Below are 21,684 nucleotides of genomic sequence, written 5' to 3' on the forward strand. Positions count from 1 at the left end.
CGCTGCGTCCGGCTTGAACAGCCTGGAGAGGGGCCGTACCCGAGGGGGTGCGGCCCTTCTTCATGGCCGTGTTTCACGTGAAACGGGGCTGTCTCACGTTTCACGTGAAACAGCCCCGTTTCACGTGAACCGCTCACGGGCGCGTTGCGCCCGTCACCAGCCAGCGGCCCGAGCGGGCCCGCAGCCACAGGGTCAGCATCCGTACGGCCATCATCAGGGTCATCGCTCCCCACAGCGCGGTCAGGCCTCCGCCGAACGCGGGTACCAGCAGCGCGGCGGGGGTGAAGACCGCCAGAGTGAGCAGCATCGCCCACGCCAGGTAGGGGCCGTCGCCCGCGCCCATCAGGACGCCGTCGAGCACGAAGACGACACCGCAGACCGGCTGGGAGAGCGCCACCACGAGCAGCGCGGGCAGGGCGGTGTCCGTCACCGCGGGGTCGCCCGTGAAGAGCGGCAGGAGCACCGGACGGGCCACGACCACCAGCAGGCCCAGTGCGGCGCCGACCGCGATGCCCCACTGGACCATGCGGCGGCAGGCCGCCCGGGCGCCCTCGGCGTCCTCCGCGCCCAGATAGCGTCCGATGATGGCCTGCCCGGCGATCGCGATGGCGTCCAGGGCGAAGGCGAGCAGGCTCCACAGGGACAGGACGATCTGGTGGGCGGCGATGTCCGCGTCCCCCAGCCGGGCCGCGACCGCTGTGGCGATCATCAGGATCGCCCTGAGGGAGAGCGTGCGGACCAGCAGGGGCGCGCCGGCCTGGGCGGAGGCCCTGACCCCCGCGGCGTCCGGGCGCAGCGAGGCACCGTGCTCGCGGGCGCCGCGGACGACCACGGTGAGGTAGACCGCGGCCATGCCGCACTGGGCGATGACGGTCCCCCAGGCGGAGCCCGCGATACCGAGACCGGCGCCGTACACGAGACCGGCGTTGAGGACGGCGTTGGCGACGAAGCCGCCCACGGCGACGTAGAGCGGAGTCCGGGTGTCCTGCAGACCGCGCAGGACGCCCGTGGCCGCGAGTACGACGAGCATGGCCGGGATGCCCAAGGCGGAGATGCGCAGATACGTGGTCGCGTACGGGGCCGCGGTGGGCGAGGCTCCGAACAGGTCCACCACGGCGGGAGCGGTGGGCAGGGTGACCGCGATGACGGCGGTGCCCAGCAGCAGCGCCAGCCAGACGCCGTCCATGCCCTGGCGGATGGCGGCCGGGAGGTCTCCGGCGCCGACGCGCCGGGCGACGGCTGCGGTGGTGGCGTAGGCGAGGAACACGAAGACGCTGACGGCCGTCGTCAGAAGGGCCGAGGCGACGCCGAGTCCGGCGAGCTGTGCCGTGCCGAGGTGGCCGACGATCGCGCTGTCGGCCAGCACGAAGAGCGGCTCGGCGACCAGCGCGCCGAAGGCCGGAACGGCCAGCGCGACGATCTCCCGGTCGTGCTTCCGCCGGGTGCTCGCGGGGCGTGCGGGGGCCTGTGTCATGGGCATCAATGTAATCGTCCACAGGTAAGAGATGCAAAGCCCTTGAGGGCCTTACTGATCCTCTCGGGGTGTGCGGCGGTGCGCACCGTTCGAAGCGAATGTGGCCCGACCGGGGAAGTTTTTCTTCTGCACAGCCCGTGGACGGCAAAACACCAGCTCAGGGGCTTGGTGGAGGGAAGAGCGAGGGCTTGTTCACAGTGCTGTCCACCGGGTCGTGCACAGGTTTTCCCGAGTTCTCCACAGCATCCGGGCGCTCGTCCACATGGCCTGTGGATAACCAGATTGGCTGACGCCCCCCGGGGGCCTACCGTGGACCGGCGCCCGCTCCGTTCGCCGGCCTCCGAACCGTCACAGAGTGACGCGCCAGAAGCGGAGACTGGCTTCTCGTTTTGTCAGTGCCGTGCCGTAGAAAAGAGGGGCACGGCGAGGTCCGCTCGGCGGACGGGAGGAGGTCGCTCGGTGAGCATTTCCGAGCCCTTGGACGACCCGTGGGCCGAGAGCGGACCCGGCGACCGTCTGCCCGCCTCCCGCCGGCGCCCCGAGGGAGGCCGCGGGCGCGACGAGCAGCACGACCGGGGCCGGGACAGCGGCGGATGGGACGGCGCGGGCACCTCCTTCGAGCGGGTCCCGCCGCAGGACCTCGACGCCGAGCAATCCGTCCTCGGCGGCATGCTGCTGTCCAAGGACGCCATCGCCGACGTCGTCGAGATCCTCAAGGGCCACGACTTCTACAAGCCCGCGCACGAGACGATCTACCAGGCGATCCTCGACGTCTACGCCAAGGGCGAGCCGGCCGACCCGATCACGATCGCCGCCGAGCTGACCAAGCGCGGCGAGATCAACAAGGTCGGCGGCGCCTCGTATCTGCACTCGCTCGTCCAGACCGTCCCGACCGCGGCGAACGCCGCGTACTACGCGGAGATCGTCCACGAGCGCGCCGTGCTGCGTCGGCTGGTCGAGGCAGGCACGCGGATCACGCAGATGGGATACGCGGCCGACGACGACGTCGACGAGATCGTCAACCGGGCCCAGGCGGAGATCTACGCGGTCACCGAGCAGCGCACCAGCGAGGACTACCTGCCGCTGGGCGACATCATGGAGGGCGCGCTCGACGAGATCGAGGCGATCGGCTCGCGCAGCGGCGAGATGACAGGTGTGCCCACGGGGTTCACGGACTTCGACTCCCTCACCAACGGCCTGCACCCCGGCCAGATGATCGTCATCGCCGCCCGTCCCGCGATGGGCAAGTCGACGCTCGCCCTGGACTTCGCGCGCGCGGCGTCGATCAAGAACAACCTGCCGAGCGTCATCTTCTCCCTCGAGATGGGGCGCAACGAGATCGCGATGCGTCTGCTGTCCGCGGAGGCCCGGGTCGCCCTGCACCACATGCGCTCGGGCACGATGACCGACGAGGACTGGACGCGGCTGGCCCGCCGGATGCCCGACGTCTCGGCCGCCCCGCTCTACATCGACGACTCCCCGAACCTGTCGATGATGGAGATCCGCGCCAAGTGCCGCCGCCTGAAGCAGCGCAACGACCTGAAGCTGGTCGTCATCGACTACCTCCAGCTGATGCAGTCCGGCGGTTCCAAGCGTGCCGAGAGCCGTCAGCAGGAGGTCTCGGACATGTCCCGGAACCTCAAGCTGCTCGCCAAGGAGCTGGAGATCCCGGTCATCGCGCTCTCCCAGCTCAACCGTGGCCCCGAGCAGCGCACCGACAAGAAGCCGATGGTCTCCGACCTGCGTGAGTCCGGCTCCATCGAGCAGGACGCCGACATGGTCATCCTGCTGCACCGCGAGGACGCCTACGAGAAGGAGTCGCCGCGGGCGGGCGAGGCCGACCTGATCGTCGCCAAGCACCGTAACGGCCCGACGGCGACGATCACGGTCGCCTTCCAGGGGCACTACTCGCGTTTCGTGGACATGGCGCAGACCTGATCGGGGCCCTGATGCTCCTGATGTGCCGTGGCTTGGCGGTGCCACTGATGTGCCAGCGCTTGGTGCCCGGTGGTCCGGCGAGGGCGGCCGGCCCGGCACGCTGGGTGAAATGAACTCGACGTGCGTCGTCGCACCAGGTGGACTGGGGGCATGACGACACCTCAGGACGAGCTTCTCCCCGGTACGCGCCGGGCACTGCTGCACAGGATCGCCGTCGCCCAGAGCGAGGGACGGGCGCCGTCGCTCGTCGCTGCGGTCGTGCGGGACGGGCGGACGGTGTGGCACGGCGCGCGGACGTCGGTGGACGGGCACGGGCCGGACGAGAACACCCAGTACCGCATCGGCTCGATCACCAAGACGTTCACCGCGGTGCTCGTCCTGCGGCTGCGGGACGAGGGGCTGCTCGACCTCGGCGACCCGCTGGAGAAGCATCTGCCCGGCACCGGTGTGGGGGAGGCCGCGATCGTGGACCTGCTGGCCCACACGGGCGGACTGGCAGCCGAGTCCCCCGCCCCCTGGTGGGAGCGCACCCCGGGGACGCTGCGCCCCGAACTGTCCGACGTCCTCGGCGAGCGGCCGCTCGTGCATCCCGTCGGCCGGCGGTTCCACTACTCGAACCCCGGCTACACCCTGCTGGGCGCTCTCGTGGAGAAGCTGCGCGGGGCCCCGTGGGAGGAGGTTCTTCGGCGGGAAGTGCTCGAACCCCTGGGCCTGCATCGCACTTCTGCGCTGCCTCAGGCGCCCCATGCGGGTGGCTGGGCCGTGCACCCCTGGGCCGATGTGCTGCTCCCCGAGCCCGCCGAGGATCTCGGCCGGATGGCACCGGCCGGGCAACTCTGGTCCACCACGGGCGACCTGGCACGGTTCGCGGCCTTCCTGGCCAAGGGGGACGACCGGGTGCTGGGTGCCGCCTCCCTGCACGAGATGCGCACCCCCGCCGCTCCGCCCGAGGCCCTCGACGTGGCCACCGGCTATGCGTACTGCCTCGGACTGGAGTTGAGGCGCATGGACGGACGCCTGCTCGTCGGGCACACGGGGTCGTTGCCGGGCTTTCTCGCCTGCCTCACCTTCAGCCCGGAGCAGGATGTCGCCGCCGTCGTTCTGGCCAACTGCACACAGGGTCCACTGGTGTCGACGTTGGGCGTCGAGCTCGTCGGGATCGTCGCCGAGGCGGAGCCGCGGATCCCGGAGCCCTGGCGGCCGCTGCGGGAGGTCGATCCGGCCGTGCTGGAACTGGCGGGGCAGTGGTACTGGGGGACCCAGGGCGTCGCTCTGAGGGTCACGGCCGACGGGCTGGTCTCGCTGGAGCCGCTGTCCGGCACGGGCCGCCGTTCGCGGTTCCGGGCGAACGGTGACGGGACGTGGACCGGTCTGGAGGGGTACTACGCCGGAGAGGTTCTGCGGGCGGTACGACGGCCCGACGGGATGGTGAGCCACCTCGACCTCGGATCCTTCGTCTTCACGCGTCAGCCCTACGACGAGACGGCGCCGGTGCCCGGCGGGGTGGACGCGGAGGGCTGGCGCGGAGTCGGCTGACGCGGCCGCTGCCCGATCCCTTCGGCGAAGCGTCCTGTTTCACGTGAAACAGGACGCTTCGCTGCTTGTGGGCACCCGCCTGCCGACTCCCCGACCGACCTGCCGGCCGGGCCGCGCCGATACGGAGGCGGGCCCGGGGTCAGAGCTGAAGCTTGAAGCCCACGTGGGAGGCCTGGAATCCCAGCCGCTCATAGAAGCGGTGGGCGTCGGTGCGGGTCGTGTCCGAGGTCAGCTGGACCAGTCGGCAGCCCTGGCGCCGTGAGGCGTCGATCGCCCACTCGATGAGCCGCGTCCCCAGGCCGCTGCCACGTTCGTGGGCGTGGACGCGGACCGCCTCGATGATCGACCGGGTGGAGCCGCGGCGGGACAGCCCGGGAATGATCGAGAGCTGGAGCGTGCCGACGACGCGCCCCTCGCGCACGGCGACGACCAGATGCTGGTTCGGATCGGCGCTGAGCCGCTCCAGAGCGGCGAAGTACGGGGCGAGGTCGTCCGGGGACTCGCGCTGCGCGCCGAGCGGGTCGTCAGCGAGCAGGGCGACAAGGGCGGGGACGTCGTCGGTGGCGGCGGCGCGGATGTCGAGATCTCCCATGTCCCGCACCCTATGCGCCGCCGGCGGCCCGCGGGGTCAGGCCGGAGCCGGCGCGTGCAACGACTCCACGGCCCGGACCAGCGGTGCCAGTGCGGGGTTCTTGGCGGCCTCGTCGAGTGCCTCGCGCAGGGCGGCGTCGTTGGTCGGCCGGGCCTCCTCCAGGAGCGTGAGGCCGGCCTCGGTGACGTTGGTGTAGATGCCCCGGCGATCGGTGGGGCACAGATAGCGCTCCAGCAGCCCGCGGTCCTCGAGCCGGGTGACCAGTCGTGTGGTGGCGCTCTGGCTGAGGACGACCGCATCGGCCACCTGCTTCATCTGCAGATGGCCTCCCTCGCCGTCGTGCTGACGGCTGAGCACGTCGAGCAGGGAGTACTCACGCACGCTCAGGTCGCGCGCGGACTGCAGGGCGCGCTCGATGTGCGCCTCGATCCTCCCGTGCAGCAGGGAGAGGGCGCACCAGCCCTGGGCGAGGGCGGTGAGCGCGGGATCCGTCGCTGTCATGGGCGTTCTCCTCCGTCCCGGAGCGGCTACCCCCCAGGATAGAGCAGCTTCGAAATATCCGTCGTTTGCATATAGCCCGCGTGTGCAATTATTGTGGACGCACGCAAAGCGCACCTGCAATCGTCTGGGAAGGTTTCCTCCTCATGCCTCTCGCGCTTCTGGCCCTCGCGATCGGGGCCTTCGGAATCGGAACCACCGAATTCGTGATCATGGGCTTGCTGCCCCAGGTGGCGAACGACTTCGGGGTCACCATCCCCACCGCCGGTCTCCTGGTGACCGGCTACGCCCTCGGCGTCGTGTTCGGCGCCCCGCTGATGACCGCGCTCGGCACCAAGGTCTCCCGCAAGCGGATGCTGATGCTGCTGATGGGCCTGTTCATCGCCGGGAACCTGCTCTCCGCGATCGCCCCCGCCTTCTCGGTCATGCTGATCGGCCGGGTGGTCGCCTCGCTGGCCCACGGTGCCTTCTTCGGCATCGGCTCGGTCGTCGCCGCGGATCTGGTCGCCCCCGACAAGAAGGCCGGCGCCATCGCGATGATGTTCACCGGTCTGACCGTCGCCAACGTCGTGGGCGTGCCGCTGGGCACCCTGCTCGGCCAGTCCGCGGGCTGGCGCGTCACCTTCACCGTCGTCGCCGCTCTCGGCGTCGTGGGGCTGGCCGGCATCGCCCGGCTCGTACCCGAGATGCCCAGGCCCGAGGGGGTGCACCTGCGCCATGAACTGGCCGCGTTCAAGAACGCCCAGGTCCTCCTCGCCATGGCGATGACCGTGCTCGGCTTCGGCGGTGTCTTCGCCGCCATCACCTACATCGCGCCGATGATGACCCGCGTCGGCGGCTTCGCCGAGGGGTCCGTCACCTGGCTGCTGGTCCTCTTCGGCCTCGGCATGGTCGCCGGCAACCTCGTCGGCGGCAGGTTCGCCGACCGGGCCCTGATGCCCATGCTGTACGTCTCCCTCGGCGCCCTGGCCGTCGTTCTCGCGCTCTTCACGTTCACCGCGCACAACAAGATCGCCGCCGCCGTCACCATCGCCCTGATCGGCGCCCTGGGCTTCGCCACCGTGCCGCCGCTGCAGAAGCGGGTCCTCGACCAGGCGCACGGCGCCCCGACCCTGGCCTCGGCCGTGAACATCGGCGCGTTCAACCTCGGTAACGCGCTGTCCGCCTGGCTCGGCGGCCTGGTCATCGCGGCCGGCTTCGGCTACACCGCGCCCAACTGGGTCGGTGCCGTGCTCGCCGCGGGCGCCCTGGTCCTCGCCGTCGTCTCGTCCGCCCTGGAGCGCCGGGACACCGCGCCCGGCAGCGTCGTCGCGGGGGCCCCGGCGGCCGAGCAGCGGACGGTCGTCCACCACTGACGACACCCTCCGCACGACGACGCCGGTCCCCGTTCGGGGACCGGCGTTCTGCCGTAGCGCGTCGTAGGCGCCCGTACTCGTGCGGCCGGTTCAGCCCGCCGCCACCGTGACCGGGGCGAACCGGCGGGTCCAGTCCCCGGGCAGCTCCGTGATCCCGTAGGTCATGACGGTGTTGAAGGTGACGGACGTCAGTCCCCGCTCCTTCACCCAGTCCAGCAGCTCCTCGTGCCGTACGTCGATGTCGGTGCGCAGCGGCCGGTCCGTGTGGGCGGCGAGCGAGGCGAGGAGCGCTTTGGCGGTGTCGGTGTCGCGGGCGATCAGCGGGCCCACCACCTGGGTGTCCATGTTGGGCCAGGCCGCCGCGTATCCGATGACGCGGCCGTCGTCCTCGGCGACCCTCAACTGGTCGGCGAAGGCGGGCAGCCGGGTGACGATGTGGGTGCGGTCGGCGCCGAACACCTCCTCGTCGAGCCGGAGGATGCCGGGGAGGTCCTCGGCGGTGGCCGCCCGCGTGGCGACCCGGGGCTCCGCCCCACCCGGCGTGAAACGGCCACTCGCCATCTCCGCCCGGCCGGTCGCCTTGAACCCGATCTCCTCGTACAGGGGGCGGCCGTACGGCGTCGCGTGCAGGGTCAGCGGCGTGGTGTCCAGCAGCGAGACGATGTGGCGCATGAACCGGCGTCCGATGCCCTGACGCGCGTGCCGTTCCGCGACCAGGACCATGCCGATGGCGCCCAGGTCGGGGCGCTCCCGTGGTCCGTACTCCGTGACCACACAGGCGGCGACGAGGCCGCCGTCGGGGTCGTCGATCCCGTACCCCCGACCGGCTGTGAGGAGGAAGCCCCACTTGTGCTCCTCGCGCGGCCACCCCCGGTTCTCGGACAAGTCGGCGCAGGCGGTGAGATCGCGGAGCGTCAGACGGCGAATGGGCAGAGCGGCGGGGAAAGGAGTCGGCACGCAGGTCAGGCTGTCCGACCGGCGCCCTCGCCGTCCACCGGTTTCGGGGGAGACACACGTGGTTTTGGCCATGTCGTCGCCGTGTGCACAACCTTTGGACAGCTGCCGGTGGTTTCACGTGAAACGTGGTCGCCGTGATCTGTGGGGTCCGGCATATGCGAGACCTCGCGTGGATGCGGTCGTGCCGGGTACGGGACCGCAGGCAGGATTCAAGCCACTGCGGGGGAGAGCACACGCGTACGGCCGAGGACGTGCGCAGACCGACCACACGATGTCCTAGGCGAGGCACAGCATGGACGCTCCGATCAGCCCGTCGGCCGGGGACGGCACGTCGGACGGGAGCGGCTGGTTCGTTCCGCGCAGAGGGCCGGCGGAGCCGTCCGGCACCCGCGACGGGCGGCCCGGCCCCTCAGCGGACCCCGCAGCGGGTCAGGAGCGCCCACCGGCAGACCACGCGCCCACACCGCCGCCCACTCCGGCGCCGGGCGTTCGCGGCGCGTCCCCGGACGCGGTGCTCATCCGCCGCACGCTGGCCGCGATCGAGCCGGTCGCCGACGACGCCACCTCGTACTTCTATGCGCTGCTCTTCGTGCGCCATCCCGAGCTGCGGTCCCTGTTCCCGCTCGCCATGGACACCCAGCGGGACCGATTGTTCAAGGCCCTGCTCACCGCGGCGGAGCGCTTCGACGACACCGAGGTCCTCGTGGGCTATCTGCGGAACCTCGGCCGTGGCCACCGCAAGTACGGCACCCGGGCCGAGCACTACCCGGCGGTCGGTGAATGCCTCATGGGCGCGCTGAGCGCGTACGCGCCCGGCGTCTGGAACCAGGAGACCGCGGCGGCCTGGATCCGGGCGTACACGAGGATGTCCCAGGTCATGATCGATGCGGCGGCGGCCGACGAGGCACATGCCCCGGCCTGGTGGTCCGCGGAGATCGTCGCCCAGGAGAAGAGGACTCCGGACATCGCCGTCCTCACCCTCCGCCCCGACCACCCCTATCCCTTCCTGGCCGGCCAGTACGCGAGTGTGGAGACGCCCTGGTGGCCGCGGATCTGGCGGCACTACTCCTTCGCGTCCGCGCCCCGCTCCGACGGGCTGCTCACCTTCCATGTGAAGGCGGTCCCCGCAGGCTGGGTATCCCAGGCGCTGGTGCACCGTGCCCGGCCCGGCGACGTCGTCCGCCTCGGCCCGCCCGCCGGTGCGATGACCGTCGACCACACCACCGAGAGCGGTCTGCTCTGCCTGGGCGGAGGCACCGGGATCGCGCCCATCAAGGCGCTGGTCGAGGACGTCGCGGCCCACGGCGAGCAGCGCCCGGTCGAGGTGTTCTACGGCGCCCGAACCGACCACGACCTGTACGACATCGACACGATGCGCCGGCTCCAGCACGCCCACCCCTGGCTGTCGGTCCGCGCGGTCGTCGACCGGCAGGCGCACCCCGGGCTGCCGGAGGCGGTACGGGGGGCCGGTCCATGGAACGAGTACGACGCCTATCTCTCCGGACCGCCCGGCATGATCCGCAGCGGGCTGACCACCCTGCGGGACCTCGGCATCCCGTCCGCGCGGATCCGCCACGACGCGGTCGAGGAACTGGCCTCCGCCGGATCGTGAGCCGTTCTGCTCGGCGTCACCCCAGGTCGGGCGCGTGCATGGCGCGTACGCCCTCGATGTTGCCGTCCAGGTAGTGCCGCAGCGACAGCGGGACCAGATGGACGGAGGCGATCCCCACCCGGGTGAACGGCACGCGGACGATCTCGTACTCGCCGGCGGGCTCCTCCACCTCGGGGCCGTGCCGCAGGGAGGGGTCCATCGACTCCAGATGGCAGACGAAGAAGTGCTGCACCTTGACCCCGGTCGCCCCGCCGTCCTCGCCGATGTGCTCCACGGTGTCCACGAAGCAGGGCACCACATCGGTGATCTTGGCGCCGAGTTCCTCGTACACCTCGCGGTGCAGGGCGTCGACGACGGTCGTGTCCCCCGGTTCGACCCCGCCACCGGGCGTGACCCAGTAGGGATCGACCCCCGGCTTGGTGCGTTTGATCAGGATCAGGTCGTCGCCGTCGAGAAGGACGGCGCGGGCGGTGCGCTTGACCACGGGTCGGACGGTCATGGGAGAAATGTGGCCCGGCTGGTTCCACGTGAAACATCGCGAGACGTCACCGGACGGAGCCAGGACGTGGCGCCCTCGCCGGACTGCTTCTAGCACCAGTCGGCAGCCGCCCGCAGCAGCCACTCGTGGGCCCGCGCGATGTGCGGCATCGCCAGCGTTCCGGTGCGGGCCACCAGGAAGTACGTCCGCAGCGGCGGCACCGCCGGCTCGTGCAGGGCCACCACCCGACCGTGTGCCAGGGCGGGCGCGCACAGATACCGGGGCAGCACCGCGAGCCCGGCACCCGCTATCGCGCAGGCGAGGACCGCGCGCAGGTCGGGGACGATCACGGTGCCGGAGGCGGCCGGCCGGGAGTCGAAGACCGAGGCCCAGTAGCGGGAGACGAAGGGAAGCGACTCGTGCACCTCGACCACGGGGATGTCATCCAGGGCCGGTACGTCCTCGCGGCGCAGTGGGGTGGAACCGATCCGCTCCGCCCAGCTCCGGGCGGCGACCAGTACATGCTCCTCGTCGCACAGCGTGGTCGCCGTGAGCAGGGCACCGCGCGGCCGGGCCGTGCCGATGGCCAGATCATGATGTCCGGCGGCCAGTCCCTCCAGGGTCTCCTCGGCGTTCCCGAAGGAGGCGCGCAGCGCGAAGGCCTGCCCGTCCTCGCCGGTCAGCTCGGTCAGCTCGGTCAGCACGGGAAGCGCCCGTTCGGCGGTGAACTCGGGCGGCCCGGCCAGGTGCAGCGTCCGTACGGACGCCTCGTCGTCGAGGCCCGATTCGGCGATCTCCACCAGGGCGTCCAGGTGCGGTGCCGCCTTGTGCGCGAGCTCGTCGCCGATGGATGTCGGCGTGACACCGCGGGCCTGGCGCAGGAAGAGCGGACGGCCGAGCTGCCGTTCCAGGCTGCGGATCTGGGAGGTCACGGCCGGCTGGGAGAGACCGAGCAGCGCCGCGGCCCGAGTGAAGGAGCCCGCCCGGTGCACGGTGACGAACGTCCGTAACAACGCCAGATCCATGGCACGCCCTCGCCTCTCGGTGCCCTTCCCCCAGCCCCCGACCGCGCCCAACTATAAATATGTCGATAGGTCTCTGTCGCTACCGTGATTGGACACTGACAGGCAGTCAACTAGCCTTGTTCGCGCGGTTCTTCGCGCGCGGAACCGAGGACGGTCCGAGCCACGAGGGGGGAGGCTCGGACCGTCCGTCGTACGCAGCCGGACACCGAACGGCGTCCGGGAGAGGACCGCCGACCGGTGTCCGGAAGAGGTCACCGGGCCGATTCGTCCAGCGCGCGGAGCACATCGGCCACCAGGTCCGCGGGGTCCTCGGCCCCGACCGAGAGCCGGATGAAGCCCTCCGGCACGGCGTCGCCACCCCAGCGTCCCCGCCGCTCGGCGGTCGAGCGCACCCCGCCGAAGCTCGTCGCGTCGTCCACGAGCCGCAGCGCGTCGAGGAAGCGCTCGGCCCGCGTGCGCGTGGGCAGCGTGAAGGACACCACGCATCCGTAGCGCCGCATCTGCTGCGAGGCGATCTTGTGCGAGGGGTCGTCGGGCAGGCCCGGATAGCGCAGACCGGTCACGTCGGAACGTTCGCGCAGCGCCTGTGCGAGCGCCAGGGCGGAGGCGTTCTGCCGCTCGACGCGCAGCTGGAGCGTGGCGATCGAACGGTGCGCGAGCCAGGCCTCCATCGGCCCCGGGATCGCGCCGACGATCTTGCGCCAGCGCCGCACGGCGGCCATGGCCTCGGTGTCGCGGCCGGCGACGTAGCCGAGCAGAACGTCGCCGTGCCCCGTGAGCTGCTTGGTGCCGCTGGCCACCGCGAAGTCGGCGCCGAGGTCCAGCGGCCGCTGCCCGAACGGTGTGGCGAGCGTGTTGTCGACGGCGACCAGGGCCCCGCGGGCGTGGGCCGCCTCGACCAGCCGCCGGATGTCGCACACGTCGAGCCCGGGGTTCGACGGGGACTCGATCCACAGCAGCCGTGCCCCGTCCAGGACCTCCACCTGCGCGTCGCCGGCGGTCGGCGCGGTGCGCACCTCGATGCCGTATCCCTCCAGCTGGGCGCGAGCCAGCGGCAGCGCCTGGTAGCCGTCGCTGGGCAGGACCACCGCGTCCCCGGCGCGCAGCTGGGAGAAGAGCACCGAGGAGATGGCGGCCATGCCGGAGGCGAACACCAGGGTCTCGACGTCGCCGCGGCCGGGCCCCTCCAGCTCGCCGATCGCCCGCTCCAGCAGCGTCCACGTCGGGTTCTCGTCACGGCCGTAGGCGTACGGGCCGGTCGGGTCGCCCGGCAGGTGGAAATGAGCGGCGAACACCGGTCCCGGGAGTGTGGGCTCGTGCTTGACCGGCTCGGGCAGCCCGGCGCGCACCGCGCGCGTGCCGTCGCCGACAGCGGCGGTGGCCGGGGATCCGGCCCCCTCCAGCGTGCCGCCCTCGTCGTCCCCAACGGAATCGTTCATGCCGGCCGTCCTTCCGTGCTCTCGTACCGCGGCGAGCAGGACGGGGCCCGCTCACCCCTCCACCCTCTCAGGACGCTCCTCGAGGCCGTCCGCACCCCCGTGGCAGGGGCCGGGTGCGACCACGACGAGGCCGAGGCCTTCCGCTCAGTCCTCGTCCGGCAGTACGAGGTTCAGCGCCCAGGAGACGACCGAGATGATCAGGCCGCCGACGACCGCGGTCCAGAAGCCGTCGACGTGGAAGCTCAGGTCGAGCTCGCCGCACACCCACGAGGTCAGCAGCAGCATCAGCGCGTTGACCACCAGGGTGATCAGGCCGAGCGTCAGCACGAACAGCGGGAACGTCAGCACCTTCACGAGAGGCTTGACGAGGAAGTTGACCAGGCCGAAGACCAGCGCCACCGCGATCAGCGTGCCGATCTTCTTCCCGGTGCTGTCACCGGTCAGAGTGATGTCGTCGAGCAGCCATACGGCGACCGCCAGCGCACCCGCGTTGGCGATCGTCTTGACTATGAAATTCTTCATGTGTCTGATCGTGGCAGACCGGACGGGGCTACGAGGCGGGCGAGGGCGAATGAAGGCATTCCGGCTGGACGAACTGGAGGCGGAGCGAGCCGCCAACGAGGGCGCCTACCTCCAGTTCCTGAGGGAGCGGAACATGTCGGTCGGCCTGTACGCCCTCGACGCGGGCGAGCACGACCCGCAGAAGCCCCACCACCAGGACGAGGTGTACTTCGTCGTGAGCGGCCGCGCCTCGATCACGGTCGGCCTGGAGACCACCGAGGTGGCGCGCGGCAGCCTGGTCTACGTACCGGCCGGAGTCGCCCACAAGTTCCACCACATCAGCGAGGACCTGCGGGTCCTGGTGGTGTTCTCTCCCCCCGAAGCCTGAGGCGCCGGTCGGGGTTCCCTAGGGGAACGGTCAGGGACGGGCAAGGGGTGCGAGGCCCCCGCCCGGCCCGTTCGCGGCCCTAGCATCGGGTGCAGGACATCGAGACGACCCGGCGGCGGGGAGCCCGGGGCCCGACAGGGTCCGGCGCCGGCGACGGGCGGAGAGTAGGGACGAGGGCAATGCGAGAGATCTTCGCGGGTCTGCCGTGGTGGGTGAAGTGGGTCGCGGTGCCGGTCATCGCCCTGGTCGTCTTCGGCGGCCTGATCGCCAGCGTGGTCGGCTTCGTGATCGGCCTGCTGTTCAAGCTGCTGGTCTTCGTCGCCCTGGTCGGCGGACTGATCTACGTCGTGCGGAAGTTCACGTCGAGTTCGTCGTCGCGCAGCGACTGGTGAGCGGGGCGCGCGTGGAGCGGTGAGCGCGGCGCGGGGGCGACCGGCCGGTGCGGGTCGCGCGGCGGCCGCAGGGCACGTGGGGGGAACGCCGGTGGCCGGTAACAGGAATCGCGTGTTCCCTCGCGGGAGGGAAGTTTGCCGGACGGGCCGTCCGCGAGCGGTGGCGGGCGGATAGGGTCCGAAAATCGACGCGGGGGTCGGTCCCCCGCGGGCGGCGCACACCCCCTTCCCGTGTCCCCCGCACGGGATGCCCCCTCGCGCTTCGGGAGTGACCCCTTGGCCACTGTTGACACCGCACCCGCAGAACCGCACGCGCCCCGGATGCCGTCCCACTCCACGGCGCTCCCCGCGCAGCCGCGCTCCGCGGCCCCCGTGGAGCGGCCGAGCCCCAGCGTCCCGGAGCAGCAGCACTCCCAGACCCTCATCGGATCCGTGCAGCGCGCGATGCGCCTGCTGGAGACGGTCGCCCGGCACGAGCACGGCGCGCCCGCCAAGCAGCTGGCCCGCGAGACCGGACTGGCGCTTCCCACGGCCTACCACCTGCTGCGCACCCTCGTCCACGAGGGCTATCTGTACCGGGACAAGGGCCTGTTCTTCCTCGGCGACGCCGCCGAACGGCTGAGCAGCAGCGGAGCGGCGCAGAAACGTCGCAGCACGGTCGTCGACGCGCTCGCGCACTGGCGCGATGCGATCGGGGCCCCGGTGTACTACGCGATGTACCGCGACGGCGAGATCGAGATCGTGTGCGTCTCCGACAGCCCGGGCAGTCCCGCGGTCGAGGAATGGGCCGACTTCCGTGAGACCGGGCACGCGCACGCGATCGGTCAGTGCCTGCTCTCGCAACTGGACGACGGCGCCCGCCGGGACCATCTCGACCGCTACCCCGTGCAGTCCCTCACCCCGTACACGGTTCGGGACGATCACGCTCTTTTGCGGCGTCTGGAACGGATGTGCCGAATGGAACCGGTGACCGAGCGTCAGGAGTACGCGCTGGGTACGGTTTGTGCGGCGGTCCCGATCACGGTGGGCACCACGGCGGCCACGATGGCCCTCTCCCTCCCCGCCCACCAGGCCTCCCGCCTGCTGCCCGCGGCCCGGCAGCTGCAGGGCGAGGTGAGCCGGAGGATCGGCTCCCTGGCACTCTCTATCAGCATCTGAAAACTCACTCCTTGTGATCTGCCGTGCACGTTCAGCAAGATGCACCCAGTGTGACGGGGACGATTCCCGGCCAGTCGACGGCAGATGACGGGGTAGCGATGCGCGAGTCCGTACAGGCAGAGGTCATGATGAGCTTTCTCGTGTCCGAGGAGCTCTCCTTCCGCATCCCGGTGGAGCTGCGGTACGAGACCTGCGATCCCTATGCCGTGCGGCTGACCTTCCATCTGCCCGGGGACGCACCGGTGACCTGGGCCTTCGGGCGCGAGCTGCTGATCGACGGGGTGGGCACGCCGTGCGGCGACGGCGACGTGCGGATCTCGCCCGCCGACAACGAGGCGCTCAGCGAGGTCCTGATCCGGCTGCAGGTCGGCGGCGACCGGGCGCTGTTCCGTTCCTCGGCGGCCCCGCTCGTGGCCTTCCTCGACCGCACGGACAAGCTGGTGCCGCTCGGGCAGGAGGGCGCGCTGGGGGACTTCGACGCCCATCTCGACGAGGCCCTGGACCGCATCCTGGCGGAGGAACAGAGCGCGGGCTGAGCTAGGGCCGTCGGGGCGCTGTTGCCGTAACGCTTCACCGCTCCCGAGGGCGTTCGCCGCATCTCCCGCGGCCTCGCCGGCGACAGCGCCTGCGGTCCGCGCCCCCACCCCTCACCGTGGCCGTGGTCCGGCCCGAGGCGCCGCCTCAGCGCCTGCGGCGTCGTCCCCGTCCGCCGCGCGCCGGGGCCGGCTGCGCGGCCGGTGCCGGGGCCGGGTCGGCTCCCGGGCGGTCGGCCGAGACCACGAGGGCGGCGAGGGCCGTGGTGACCGGGACCGAGGCCACCAGGCCGATCGAGCCCACCAGCGTGCGCACGATCTCCTCCGCGACCAGTTCGCTGGTGGCGACCGTCCCCACGCTGCTCTGCGCGACGGAGAAGAGCAGCAACAGCGGGAGCGCGGCGCCCGCGTACGCGAGGACCAGTGTGTTGACGACCGACGCGATGTGGTCGCGTCCGATGCGGATGCCCGCCCGGTACAGGCCTCGCCAGCCCATCGCGGGGTTGGCCTCGTGCAGCTCCCAGACCGCCGACGTCTGCGTCACCGTCACGTCGTCCAGCACACCGAGCGAGCCGATGATGACGCCGGCGAGCAGCAGACCGCTCATGTCGATCGACGGATAGAGGCCGTGGATGAGGCCGGTGTTGTCGTCCGTGTTGCCGGTGAGTGCGGCCCAGCCGATGAACAGCGAGCCCAGGACGCCGATCAGCACCAGAGATATCAGGGTGCCCAGCACCGCGACCGACGTGCGCGCGGACAGGCCGTGGCACAGGTAGAGGGCGATCAGCATGATGGCGCTCGAACCGACGACCGCCACGACCAGGGGGTTCGAGCCCTCCAGGATCGCCGGCAGGACGAAGAAGTTCAGCACCAGGAAGCTGATGGCCAGCGCGACCAGCGCCATGACGCCCCGCATCCGCCCGACGACCACGACGGCGAGTGCGAAGATGCCGGCCAGGAGGCCCATGGGGAAGCGCCGGTCGACATCGGTGACCGAGTACTGGAGATCCTTCGGCGCCGAGGGCTCGTAGGCGACGACGACCTTCTGGCCCTCGTGCAACTGCCGTGACTGGTCCGGCTGGACGAACTCGGTGAACGTACGGCCCGTGTCGGAGCCGGTGTCGACCCGGACCGTGGCCTTCTTGCAGGTGCCGGATGCCTGCTCCGGCGCGGAGGAGCTTCCGGCAGCGGAGGGATCTCCGGCGGGGGCGCCGGCCGAGGCGTTCACCCCCTTGCAGCTGACCGCGATCACCTGGGTGACGGTGGCCTGCTGGCTCTGCCGGTCGAAGCCGACGCCGGTGCGCTCGTGCGCGGGGGCGCCGCCGGGCCAGAGCACCGCGAGCCCGACGGCCACCGCGACGGCGAACGGGATCAGGACCGCCGCGATCACCTTGCGCAGGTGCTTCGAGACGGGCGTGGCGGGCCCATGGCTGTGAGCGTGCCCGTGACCGTGTCCCTGCACGTGCTCGTGGCCCTGTCCGGACCCGTGCCCGTGCCCATGGCCCTGCTCCTGCCCGGGGCCCGGTCTGCCTCGTGGTTCTGGCGGTGGATAGGGGGACTGCTGTGTCGTGGTCACCGCCAGATCATCGCAAGAACGGCAGAGGCCCACTGTTCACCGCGCCACAAGGGGCGCTAGCGTGGAGGCACCTTTGCACACGCGGGAGCTCGGAGCACCGGGCTGAGAGGGCGCTGACCTCCGTATTCGCGATGTTTCACGTGGAACGAGAGATGTTTCACGCGGAACGTCGACAGACGGAAGCCGCTGCGTCGACCGCCGAACCTGTTACCGGGTAATGCCGGCGTAGGGAGTAGGTCTCATGACCCACAAGGACGCACGCACGCCTGCCTCCACGCAGATCTCCAGCGACGGGGAGGCCGGGAAGTCCATCGGCTGGCACAAGGCGTATGTCGAGGGCTCGCGCCCCGATCTGCGGGTGCCGGTCCGTCAGGTGCACCTCACCAACGGGAAGTCGGTCACGCTGTACGACACGTCGGGCCCGTACACCGATCCACTCGTCGACACCGATGTCCGCAGGGGCCTGCCGCCGCTGCGGGAGAACTGGATCGTCGCCCGCGGTGACACCGAGGAGTACGCGGGCCGACCCGTCCGCCCCGAGGACGACGGGATCAAGCACACCTCGCCGCGCGGGGGCCTGCGCAACCTCGACGCGGTGTTCCCGGGGCGGCCGCGCCAGCCGCGCCGGGGACGCGACGGCCAGGCGGTCACGCAACTCGCGTACGCGCGCCGGGGCGAGATCACGCCCGAGATGGAGTATGTGGCTCTCCGCGAGAACGTCGCTCCGGAAGTGGTCCGGGAGGAGATCGCGGCGGGCCGCGCCGTGCTGCCGGCCAACGTCAACCACCCGGAGATCGAGCCGATGATCATCGGCAAGCGGTTCCTGGTGAAGGTCAACGCCAACATCGGCAACTCCGCGGTCACGTCCTCCATCGAGGAGGAGGTGGAGAAGATGACCTGGGCGACCCGGTGGGGCGCGGACACGGTCATGGACCTCTCCACCGGCCGCAACATCCACACCACCCGCGAGTGGGTGCTGCGCAACTCCCCCGTCCCCATCGGCACGGTGCCGCTCTACCAGGCCCTGGAGAAGGTCGACGGCAGGGCCGAGGAACTGACCTGGGACATCTACAAGGACACCGTCGTCGAGCAGGCCGAGCAGGGCGTGGACTACATGACGGTCCACGCCGGCGTACGCCTCGCCTACGTGCCGCTGACGGCGAACCGCAAGACCGGCATCGTCTCGCGCGGCGGCTCGATCATGGCGGCCTGGTGCCTCGCGCACCACAAGGAGTCGTTCCTCTACGAGAACTTCGAGGAACTCTGCGAGATCCTCGCCGCCTACGACGTCACCTACTCGCTGGGCGACGGACTGCGTCCCGGCTCCATCGCCGACGCCAACGACGAGGCGCAGTTCGCGGAGTTGCGCACGCTCGGGGAACTCAACACGATCGCCAAGCGTTTCCACGTACAGACCATGATCGAGGGCCCGGGACACGTCCCGATGCACAAGATCAAGGAGAACATCGACCTTCAGCAGGAGATCTGCGATGAGGCTCCGTTCTATACGCTCGGCCCGCTGACCACGGACGTCGCGCCGGCGTACGACCACATCACCTCGGGCATCGGCGCCGCGATGATCGCCTGGTGGGGCACGGCCATGCTGTGCTATGTCACGCCCAAGGAGCACCTGGGCCTGCCCAACCGCGACGACGTCAAGACCGGGGTCATCACCTACAAGATCGCCGCCCACGCGGCCGACCTCGCCAAGGGCCACCCCGGGGCGCAGGAGTGGGACGACGCACTGTCCGACGCCCGCTTCGAGTTCCGGTGGGAGGACCAGTTCAACCTGGCCCTCGACCCGGACACGGCACGGGAGTTCCACGACGAGACCCTCCCCGCGGAACCGGCCAAGACGGCCCACTTCTGCTCGATGTGCGGGCCGAAGTTCTGCTCGATGAAGATCTCGCAGGACATCCGCCGCGAACACGGAACCGATCAGGCGGAGATCGAGAAGGGCATGGCCCAGAAGTCCAAGGAGTTCGCGGAGGCGGGGAACCGGGTCTACCTGCCCATCACGGACTGACGTCCCAAGGTTCCACCGCGGGTGCGTGTTCCGCCCGCCCCATGCCCTGTGCCCGGCCGCATCGGCCGGAGCACGGGGCGCGGAGCGCGGGTCCCGGGGAGCCGGTGTCGTAACGGAAGGGGTACGACGGTATTCGGTGGGGAGCGTGATCTCTACTGTCGGGGGCGTGGGTGGGATCGATGTTGCCAATGGAGTGGCCGGCGCCGTCATCGGCATGTTGTTCGCGGTGCTGTTCCAACAGCCGCTGCAGGACGCCTGGTTCCGGCTGCGGGGGCGGTCGGGGCGTGCGCTGCGCACGCTGCGGCGCCGGGACGAGTCCAGTCCCGCCTGGCGCACCTTCTCCCTCGGGCCGTTGCAGACCTCGGCCCTGATCGTCGAGGGGGACGGGGAGACGCCGATCCCTGCCGAGGCGGTCTTCGTCCACGTGCTCGACGAGGAGGTGAGGCTGCCGGAGGACATGGCGCCCTGGCGGGACGAGGTGGCCGCCGACTGCGAGCGTCTGCGCGCCGAGGGACGCACCCCGGTGTGGAACGGCCCGCGGTACGCGGTGGAGTCGTTCGACATCTCCCGCACCGCCCTCGACGAGACCCCGGAGGTGCACCTGCGGTTGCGGCCGACCGACTACTACACCTTCCTCGCCGCGCAGCAGCTCGACCGCCGCCTGCCCGACGGGACGACTCCCCGCTCGCGCCATCTCGACCCGGGGGAGCCGCTGCGGGCCCCGGCGTTCCTGCAGTGCAGCTTCGCCGTCAACGTCGCGGTGGTCACCGCCGACGACATGCTGGTGGTGAGCCGGCGCAGCGACCGGGTCCGGATGGCGCCGGGCGTGTGGAACTCCTCCGTCAACGAGGGCCTGTCACGCCACATCGACTCCTCGGGGCGGAGCGCGCCGGACCTGCACGCCGTGTGCCGCCGGGGCATGCGCGAGGAACTGTCGCTGGAACCGCACGAGTACACCGTCGACCTGCTGGCCTTCGTCCTGGACGTCGAGCGGCGGCACTGGAGCGCCCACTACTACGCCCGGCTCGAGGAGTTGAAGAGCACGGACCTGCAGGAGCGGATGAGCCGGGGCGTCGCGGACCGCTGGGAGCACCAGACGATCGACTACGTGCCCTTCCGGCCCGCCCCGGTGGTCCGGTACATGATGCGGGAGGACCGCGTGCACCGGTGGGCGCCGCTGGCCCCGGCGCTGTTCCACCTCGCTCTCGTCCATGCCTACAGCCGCACGCTCGTCGAGCGGGTGGAAGCGCAGGTCCTCAGGCGTCTGTAGCCGGGGGCCCGGACGCCCGGGTCACTCCGGCTGGTGCTCCGGTCCTCCGAAGTCCGGGCTGGTGAAGTCGGGGCTGGTGAAGCTCGTGCGGTGGCCGGGGCTGCCGTCGTCGGGGCTGCTGAAGCCGGGACGGTCGTAGCCGAGCCGCGGCATACGGCCGGTCGGCGCCGAGGGGGCCGGTGACGTCCGGGGGGCCGCGCCCGAGCCGCGGTCGGTGAGCGCCTCGCGCAGGAACGGCAGTATGCCGCGCTCCAGCAGCGCCTCCCGCCAGGCGTCCCTGGCCCGGGCGACCTCCTCGTCGAGCGCGCCGTACGGACCGGCCGCCGGCGAGGGGCGGTTGCGCAGGGCGGTGAGCAGCAGCCCGACGGCGGCGACGAGGATCGCGGCCGCGGTCACCGCGCCGAACACCCAGCCCGTCGTGATCATGGTCTGGGCGAAGGCCGGCGCGGGGTCGAGCATCTTCAGGACGTAGCCGACGAGCAGGAAGAGGGCCGCGGCCGTTCCGGCCAGTACGGGGGCGAGGACGGCGACGACGGCGACGGCGCCCGCGCCGGCCGTCTCCGCGACCTCGCCCATGGTGGCGGCGATGCCCACCGCGCCCGCGCCCGGCTCGGCGGAGCCGGCCTCGCGGACGGGCGCCGCCGTGGCCTGCTCCGGACGACGCAGTTCCTCGCGGATCTTCACGTAGTGCTGGTACTCGGTCGCCGCGGCCGCCGTGATGAGGGCGGTGGCGTCGAGTGCCATGGTGCGCAGCTGTTCGAGGTTGAGCCGCTGTCCGACAGCGGCCAGTTCCTGGCGGTGCGGGGCGGAGCGCAGCGCCTCATCGAGGATCCGCTCGTATTCCTGGCGGTCCTCGCTCAGCAGGTGCTGCGGAACGCTGTTCATGTGCATCCCCCGATGCTCCGTAGGGCTTGGGGCTCGCACGCCGGCGAGCCG

The 21,684-nt window shown here is 71.1% G+C and carries 20 protein-coding genes and 1 riboswitch; of the genes, 10 read left to right on the top strand and 10 right to left on the bottom strand.

The window, feature by feature from the left end; translation table 11 throughout:
- Positions 1 to 133: 133 nt before the first annotated feature.
- A complete protein-coding gene (locus ACIPM1_RS12540; RefSeq protein WP_402432700.1) occupies positions 134 to 1,474 on the bottom strand; it encodes an MATE family efflux transporter in 1,341 nt (446 codons plus the stop codon).
- 459 nt (positions 1,475 to 1,933) lie between these two features.
- Here ACIPM1_RS12540 and dnaB point away from each other — a divergent pair, with 459 nt between their 5' ends.
- Positions 1,934 to 3,412, top strand: a complete 1,479-nt coding sequence (dnaB, locus tag ACIPM1_RS12545; RefSeq protein WP_356181343.1) for a replicative DNA helicase — start codon at positions 1,934 to 1,936, stop codon at positions 3,410 to 3,412.
- A 150-nt stretch (positions 3,413 to 3,562) separates the two neighbouring features.
- On the top strand, positions 3,563 to 4,948 hold the full coding sequence (locus tag ACIPM1_RS12550) for a serine hydrolase domain-containing protein (RefSeq protein WP_402432704.1): 1,386 nt from the start codon (positions 3,563 to 3,565) through the stop codon (positions 4,946 to 4,948).
- Between the two features lie 139 nt (positions 4,949 to 5,087).
- Here the strand turns inward: ACIPM1_RS12550 and ACIPM1_RS12555 are convergent, their stop codons facing one another.
- Positions 5,088 to 5,540, bottom strand: a complete 453-nt coding sequence (locus ACIPM1_RS12555; RefSeq protein WP_402432707.1) for a GNAT family N-acetyltransferase — start codon at positions 5,538 to 5,540, stop codon at positions 5,088 to 5,090.
- Positions 5,541 to 5,576: 36 nt separating this feature from the next.
- Positions 5,577 to 6,041 (bottom strand): MarR family winged helix-turn-helix transcriptional regulator, encoded by a 465-nt coding sequence (locus ACIPM1_RS12560; RefSeq protein ID WP_402432710.1) that lies wholly within the window; start codon positions 6,039 to 6,041, stop codon positions 5,577 to 5,579.
- A gap of 143 nt (positions 6,042 to 6,184) precedes the next feature.
- Here ACIPM1_RS12560 and ACIPM1_RS12565 point away from each other — a divergent pair, with 143 nt between their 5' ends.
- Positions 6,185 to 7,393 carry an MFS transporter gene (locus ACIPM1_RS12565; protein WP_402432713.1) on the top strand — a complete coding sequence of 403 codons (1,209 nt, stop codon included), beginning with the start codon at positions 6,185 to 6,187 and terminating at the stop codon, positions 7,391 to 7,393.
- Between the two features lie 90 nt (positions 7,394 to 7,483).
- Here ACIPM1_RS12565 and ACIPM1_RS12570 read toward each other — a convergent pair whose 3' ends face one another.
- Complete coding sequence (locus ACIPM1_RS12570) at positions 7,484 to 8,350, bottom strand: GNAT family N-acetyltransferase (protein ID WP_402432716.1); 867 nt, start codon at positions 8,348 to 8,350, stop codon at positions 7,484 to 7,486.
- A 292-nt stretch (positions 8,351 to 8,642) separates the two neighbouring features.
- On the opposite strand from ACIPM1_RS12570, the gene ACIPM1_RS12575 reads away from it, so the two are divergent.
- On the top strand, positions 8,643 to 9,962 hold the full coding sequence (locus ACIPM1_RS12575; RefSeq protein ID WP_402432719.1) for a globin domain-containing protein: 1,320 nt from the start codon (positions 8,643 to 8,645) through the stop codon (positions 9,960 to 9,962).
- Positions 9,963 to 9,978: 16 nt separating this feature from the next.
- On the opposite strand, the gene ACIPM1_RS12580 is transcribed toward ACIPM1_RS12575, so the two are convergent.
- The 4 genes from ACIPM1_RS12580 to ACIPM1_RS12595 all read right to left on the bottom strand — a co-directional run bounded on the left by ACIPM1_RS12580 (position 9,979) and on the right by ACIPM1_RS12595 (position 13,426).
- Positions 9,979 to 10,461, bottom strand: coding sequence for an NUDIX domain-containing protein (locus tag ACIPM1_RS12580; protein WP_402432722.1), 483 nt, complete (start codon positions 10,459 to 10,461; stop codon positions 9,979 to 9,981).
- Between the two features lie 89 nt (positions 10,462 to 10,550).
- Positions 10,551 to 11,465, bottom strand: a complete 915-nt coding sequence (locus ACIPM1_RS12585) for a LysR family transcriptional regulator (RefSeq protein WP_402432725.1) — start codon at positions 11,463 to 11,465, stop codon at positions 10,551 to 10,553.
- 251 nt (positions 11,466 to 11,716) lie between these two features.
- On the bottom strand, positions 11,717 to 12,904 hold the full coding sequence (locus ACIPM1_RS12590) for a cystathionine gamma-lyase (protein ID WP_402432728.1): 1,188 nt from the start codon (positions 12,902 to 12,904) through the stop codon (positions 11,717 to 11,719).
- A 144-nt stretch (positions 12,905 to 13,048) separates the two neighbouring features.
- Complete coding sequence (locus tag ACIPM1_RS12595; RefSeq protein WP_402432731.1) at positions 13,049 to 13,426, bottom strand: phage holin family protein; 378 nt, start codon at positions 13,424 to 13,426, stop codon at positions 13,049 to 13,051.
- A 49-nt stretch (positions 13,427 to 13,475) separates the two neighbouring features.
- On the opposite strand from ACIPM1_RS12595, the gene ACIPM1_RS12600 reads away from it, so the two are divergent.
- From ACIPM1_RS12600 to ACIPM1_RS12615, 4 genes are all read left to right on the top strand, one after another.
- Positions 13,476 to 13,793 (top strand): cupin domain-containing protein, encoded by a 318-nt coding sequence (locus ACIPM1_RS12600; RefSeq protein ID WP_402432734.1) that lies wholly within the window; start codon positions 13,476 to 13,478, stop codon positions 13,791 to 13,793.
- A 179-nt stretch (positions 13,794 to 13,972) separates the two neighbouring features.
- Positions 13,973 to 14,185, top strand: a complete 213-nt coding sequence (locus tag ACIPM1_RS12605) for a DUF5326 family protein (RefSeq protein ID WP_333931721.1) — start codon at positions 13,973 to 13,975, stop codon at positions 14,183 to 14,185.
- Positions 14,186 to 14,461: 276 nt separating this feature from the next.
- Positions 14,462 to 15,343 (top strand): helix-turn-helix domain-containing protein, encoded by an 882-nt coding sequence (locus ACIPM1_RS12610; protein WP_356181307.1) that lies wholly within the window; start codon positions 14,462 to 14,464, stop codon positions 15,341 to 15,343.
- 98 nt (positions 15,344 to 15,441) lie between these two features.
- Entirely contained in the window at positions 15,442 to 15,879 is a 438-nt protein-coding gene (locus tag ACIPM1_RS12615) for an SsgA family sporulation/cell division regulator (RefSeq protein ID WP_356181304.1), read from the top strand.
- 145 nt (positions 15,880 to 16,024) lie between these two features.
- Here ACIPM1_RS12615 and ACIPM1_RS12620 read toward each other — a convergent pair whose 3' ends face one another.
- Positions 16,025 to 17,452: a YibE/F family protein gene (locus ACIPM1_RS12620; RefSeq protein ID WP_402432739.1), complete on the bottom strand. Its 1,428-nt coding sequence runs from the start codon at positions 17,450 to 17,452 to the stop codon at positions 16,025 to 16,027.
- Between the two features lie 71 nt (positions 17,453 to 17,523).
- Positions 17,524 to 17,701, top strand: a riboswitch (TPP riboswitch).
- Here ACIPM1_RS12620 and thiC point away from each other — a divergent pair.
- Entirely contained in the window at positions 17,694 to 19,478 is a 1,785-nt protein-coding gene (thiC, locus tag ACIPM1_RS12625) for a phosphomethylpyrimidine synthase ThiC (protein WP_402432742.1), read from the top strand. It overlaps the preceding riboswitch by 8 nt.
- 166 nt (positions 19,479 to 19,644) lie before the next feature.
- Positions 19,645 to 20,748, top strand: a complete 1,104-nt coding sequence (locus tag ACIPM1_RS12630; protein ID WP_402432745.1) for a hypothetical protein — start codon at positions 19,645 to 19,647, stop codon at positions 20,746 to 20,748.
- Positions 20,749 to 20,769: 21 nt separating this feature from the next.
- Here ACIPM1_RS12630 and ACIPM1_RS12635 read toward each other — a convergent pair whose 3' ends face one another.
- A complete protein-coding gene (locus ACIPM1_RS12635; protein ID WP_402432748.1) occupies positions 20,770 to 21,639 on the bottom strand; it encodes a hypothetical protein in 870 nt (289 codons plus the stop codon).
- Positions 21,640 to 21,684 lie beyond the last annotated feature (45 nt).

The sequence above is a fragment of the Streptomyces sp. NPDC086766 genome, assembly GCF_044746005.1.
Lineage (GTDB): Bacteria > Actinomycetota > Actinomycetes > Streptomycetales > Streptomycetaceae > Streptomyces.

Coding starts and splice junctions, on each gene's coding strand:
- ACIPM1_RS12540 (WP_402432700.1), bottom strand. CDS start 1,474: ATGACACAGGCCCCCGCACGCCCCGCGAGCACCCGGCGGAAGCACGAC.
- ACIPM1_RS12550 (WP_402432704.1), top strand. CDS start 3,563: ATGACGACACCTCAGGACGAGCTTCTCCCCGGTACGCGCCGGGCACTG.
- ACIPM1_RS12555 (WP_402432707.1), bottom strand. CDS start 5,540: ATGGGAGATCTCGACATCCGCGCCGCCGCCACCGACGACGTCCCCGCC.
- ACIPM1_RS12560 (WP_402432710.1), bottom strand. CDS start 6,041: ATGACAGCGACGGATCCCGCGCTCACCGCCCTCGCCCAGGGCTGGTGC.
- ACIPM1_RS12565 (WP_402432713.1), top strand. CDS start 6,185: ATGCCTCTCGCGCTTCTGGCCCTCGCGATCGGGGCCTTCGGAATCGGA.
- ACIPM1_RS12575 (WP_402432719.1), top strand. CDS start 8,643: ATGGACGCTCCGATCAGCCCGTCGGCCGGGGACGGCACGTCGGACGGG.
- ACIPM1_RS12580 (WP_402432722.1), bottom strand. CDS start 10,461: ATGACCGTCCGACCCGTGGTCAAGCGCACCGCCCGCGCCGTCCTTCTC.
- ACIPM1_RS12585 (WP_402432725.1), bottom strand. CDS start 11,465: ATGGATCTGGCGTTGTTACGGACGTTCGTCACCGTGCACCGGGCGGGC.
- ACIPM1_RS12590 (WP_402432728.1), bottom strand. CDS start 12,904: ATGAACGATTCCGTTGGGGACGACGAGGGCGGCACGCTGGAGGGGGCC.
- ACIPM1_RS12595 (WP_402432731.1), bottom strand. CDS start 13,426: ATGAAGAATTTCATAGTCAAGACGATCGCCAACGCGGGTGCGCTGGCG.
- ACIPM1_RS12600 (WP_402432734.1), top strand. CDS start 13,476: ATGAAGGCATTCCGGCTGGACGAACTGGAGGCGGAGCGAGCCGCCAAC.
- ACIPM1_RS12605 (WP_333931721.1), top strand. CDS start 13,973: ATGCGAGAGATCTTCGCGGGTCTGCCGTGGTGGGTGAAGTGGGTCGCG.
- ACIPM1_RS12615 (WP_356181304.1), top strand. CDS start 15,442: ATGCGCGAGTCCGTACAGGCAGAGGTCATGATGAGCTTTCTCGTGTCC.
- thiC (WP_402432742.1), top strand. CDS start 17,694: ATGACCCACAAGGACGCACGCACGCCTGCCTCCACGCAGATCTCCAGC.
- ACIPM1_RS12635 (WP_402432748.1), bottom strand. CDS start 21,639: ATGCACATGAACAGCGTTCCGCAGCACCTGCTGAGCGAGGACCGCCAG.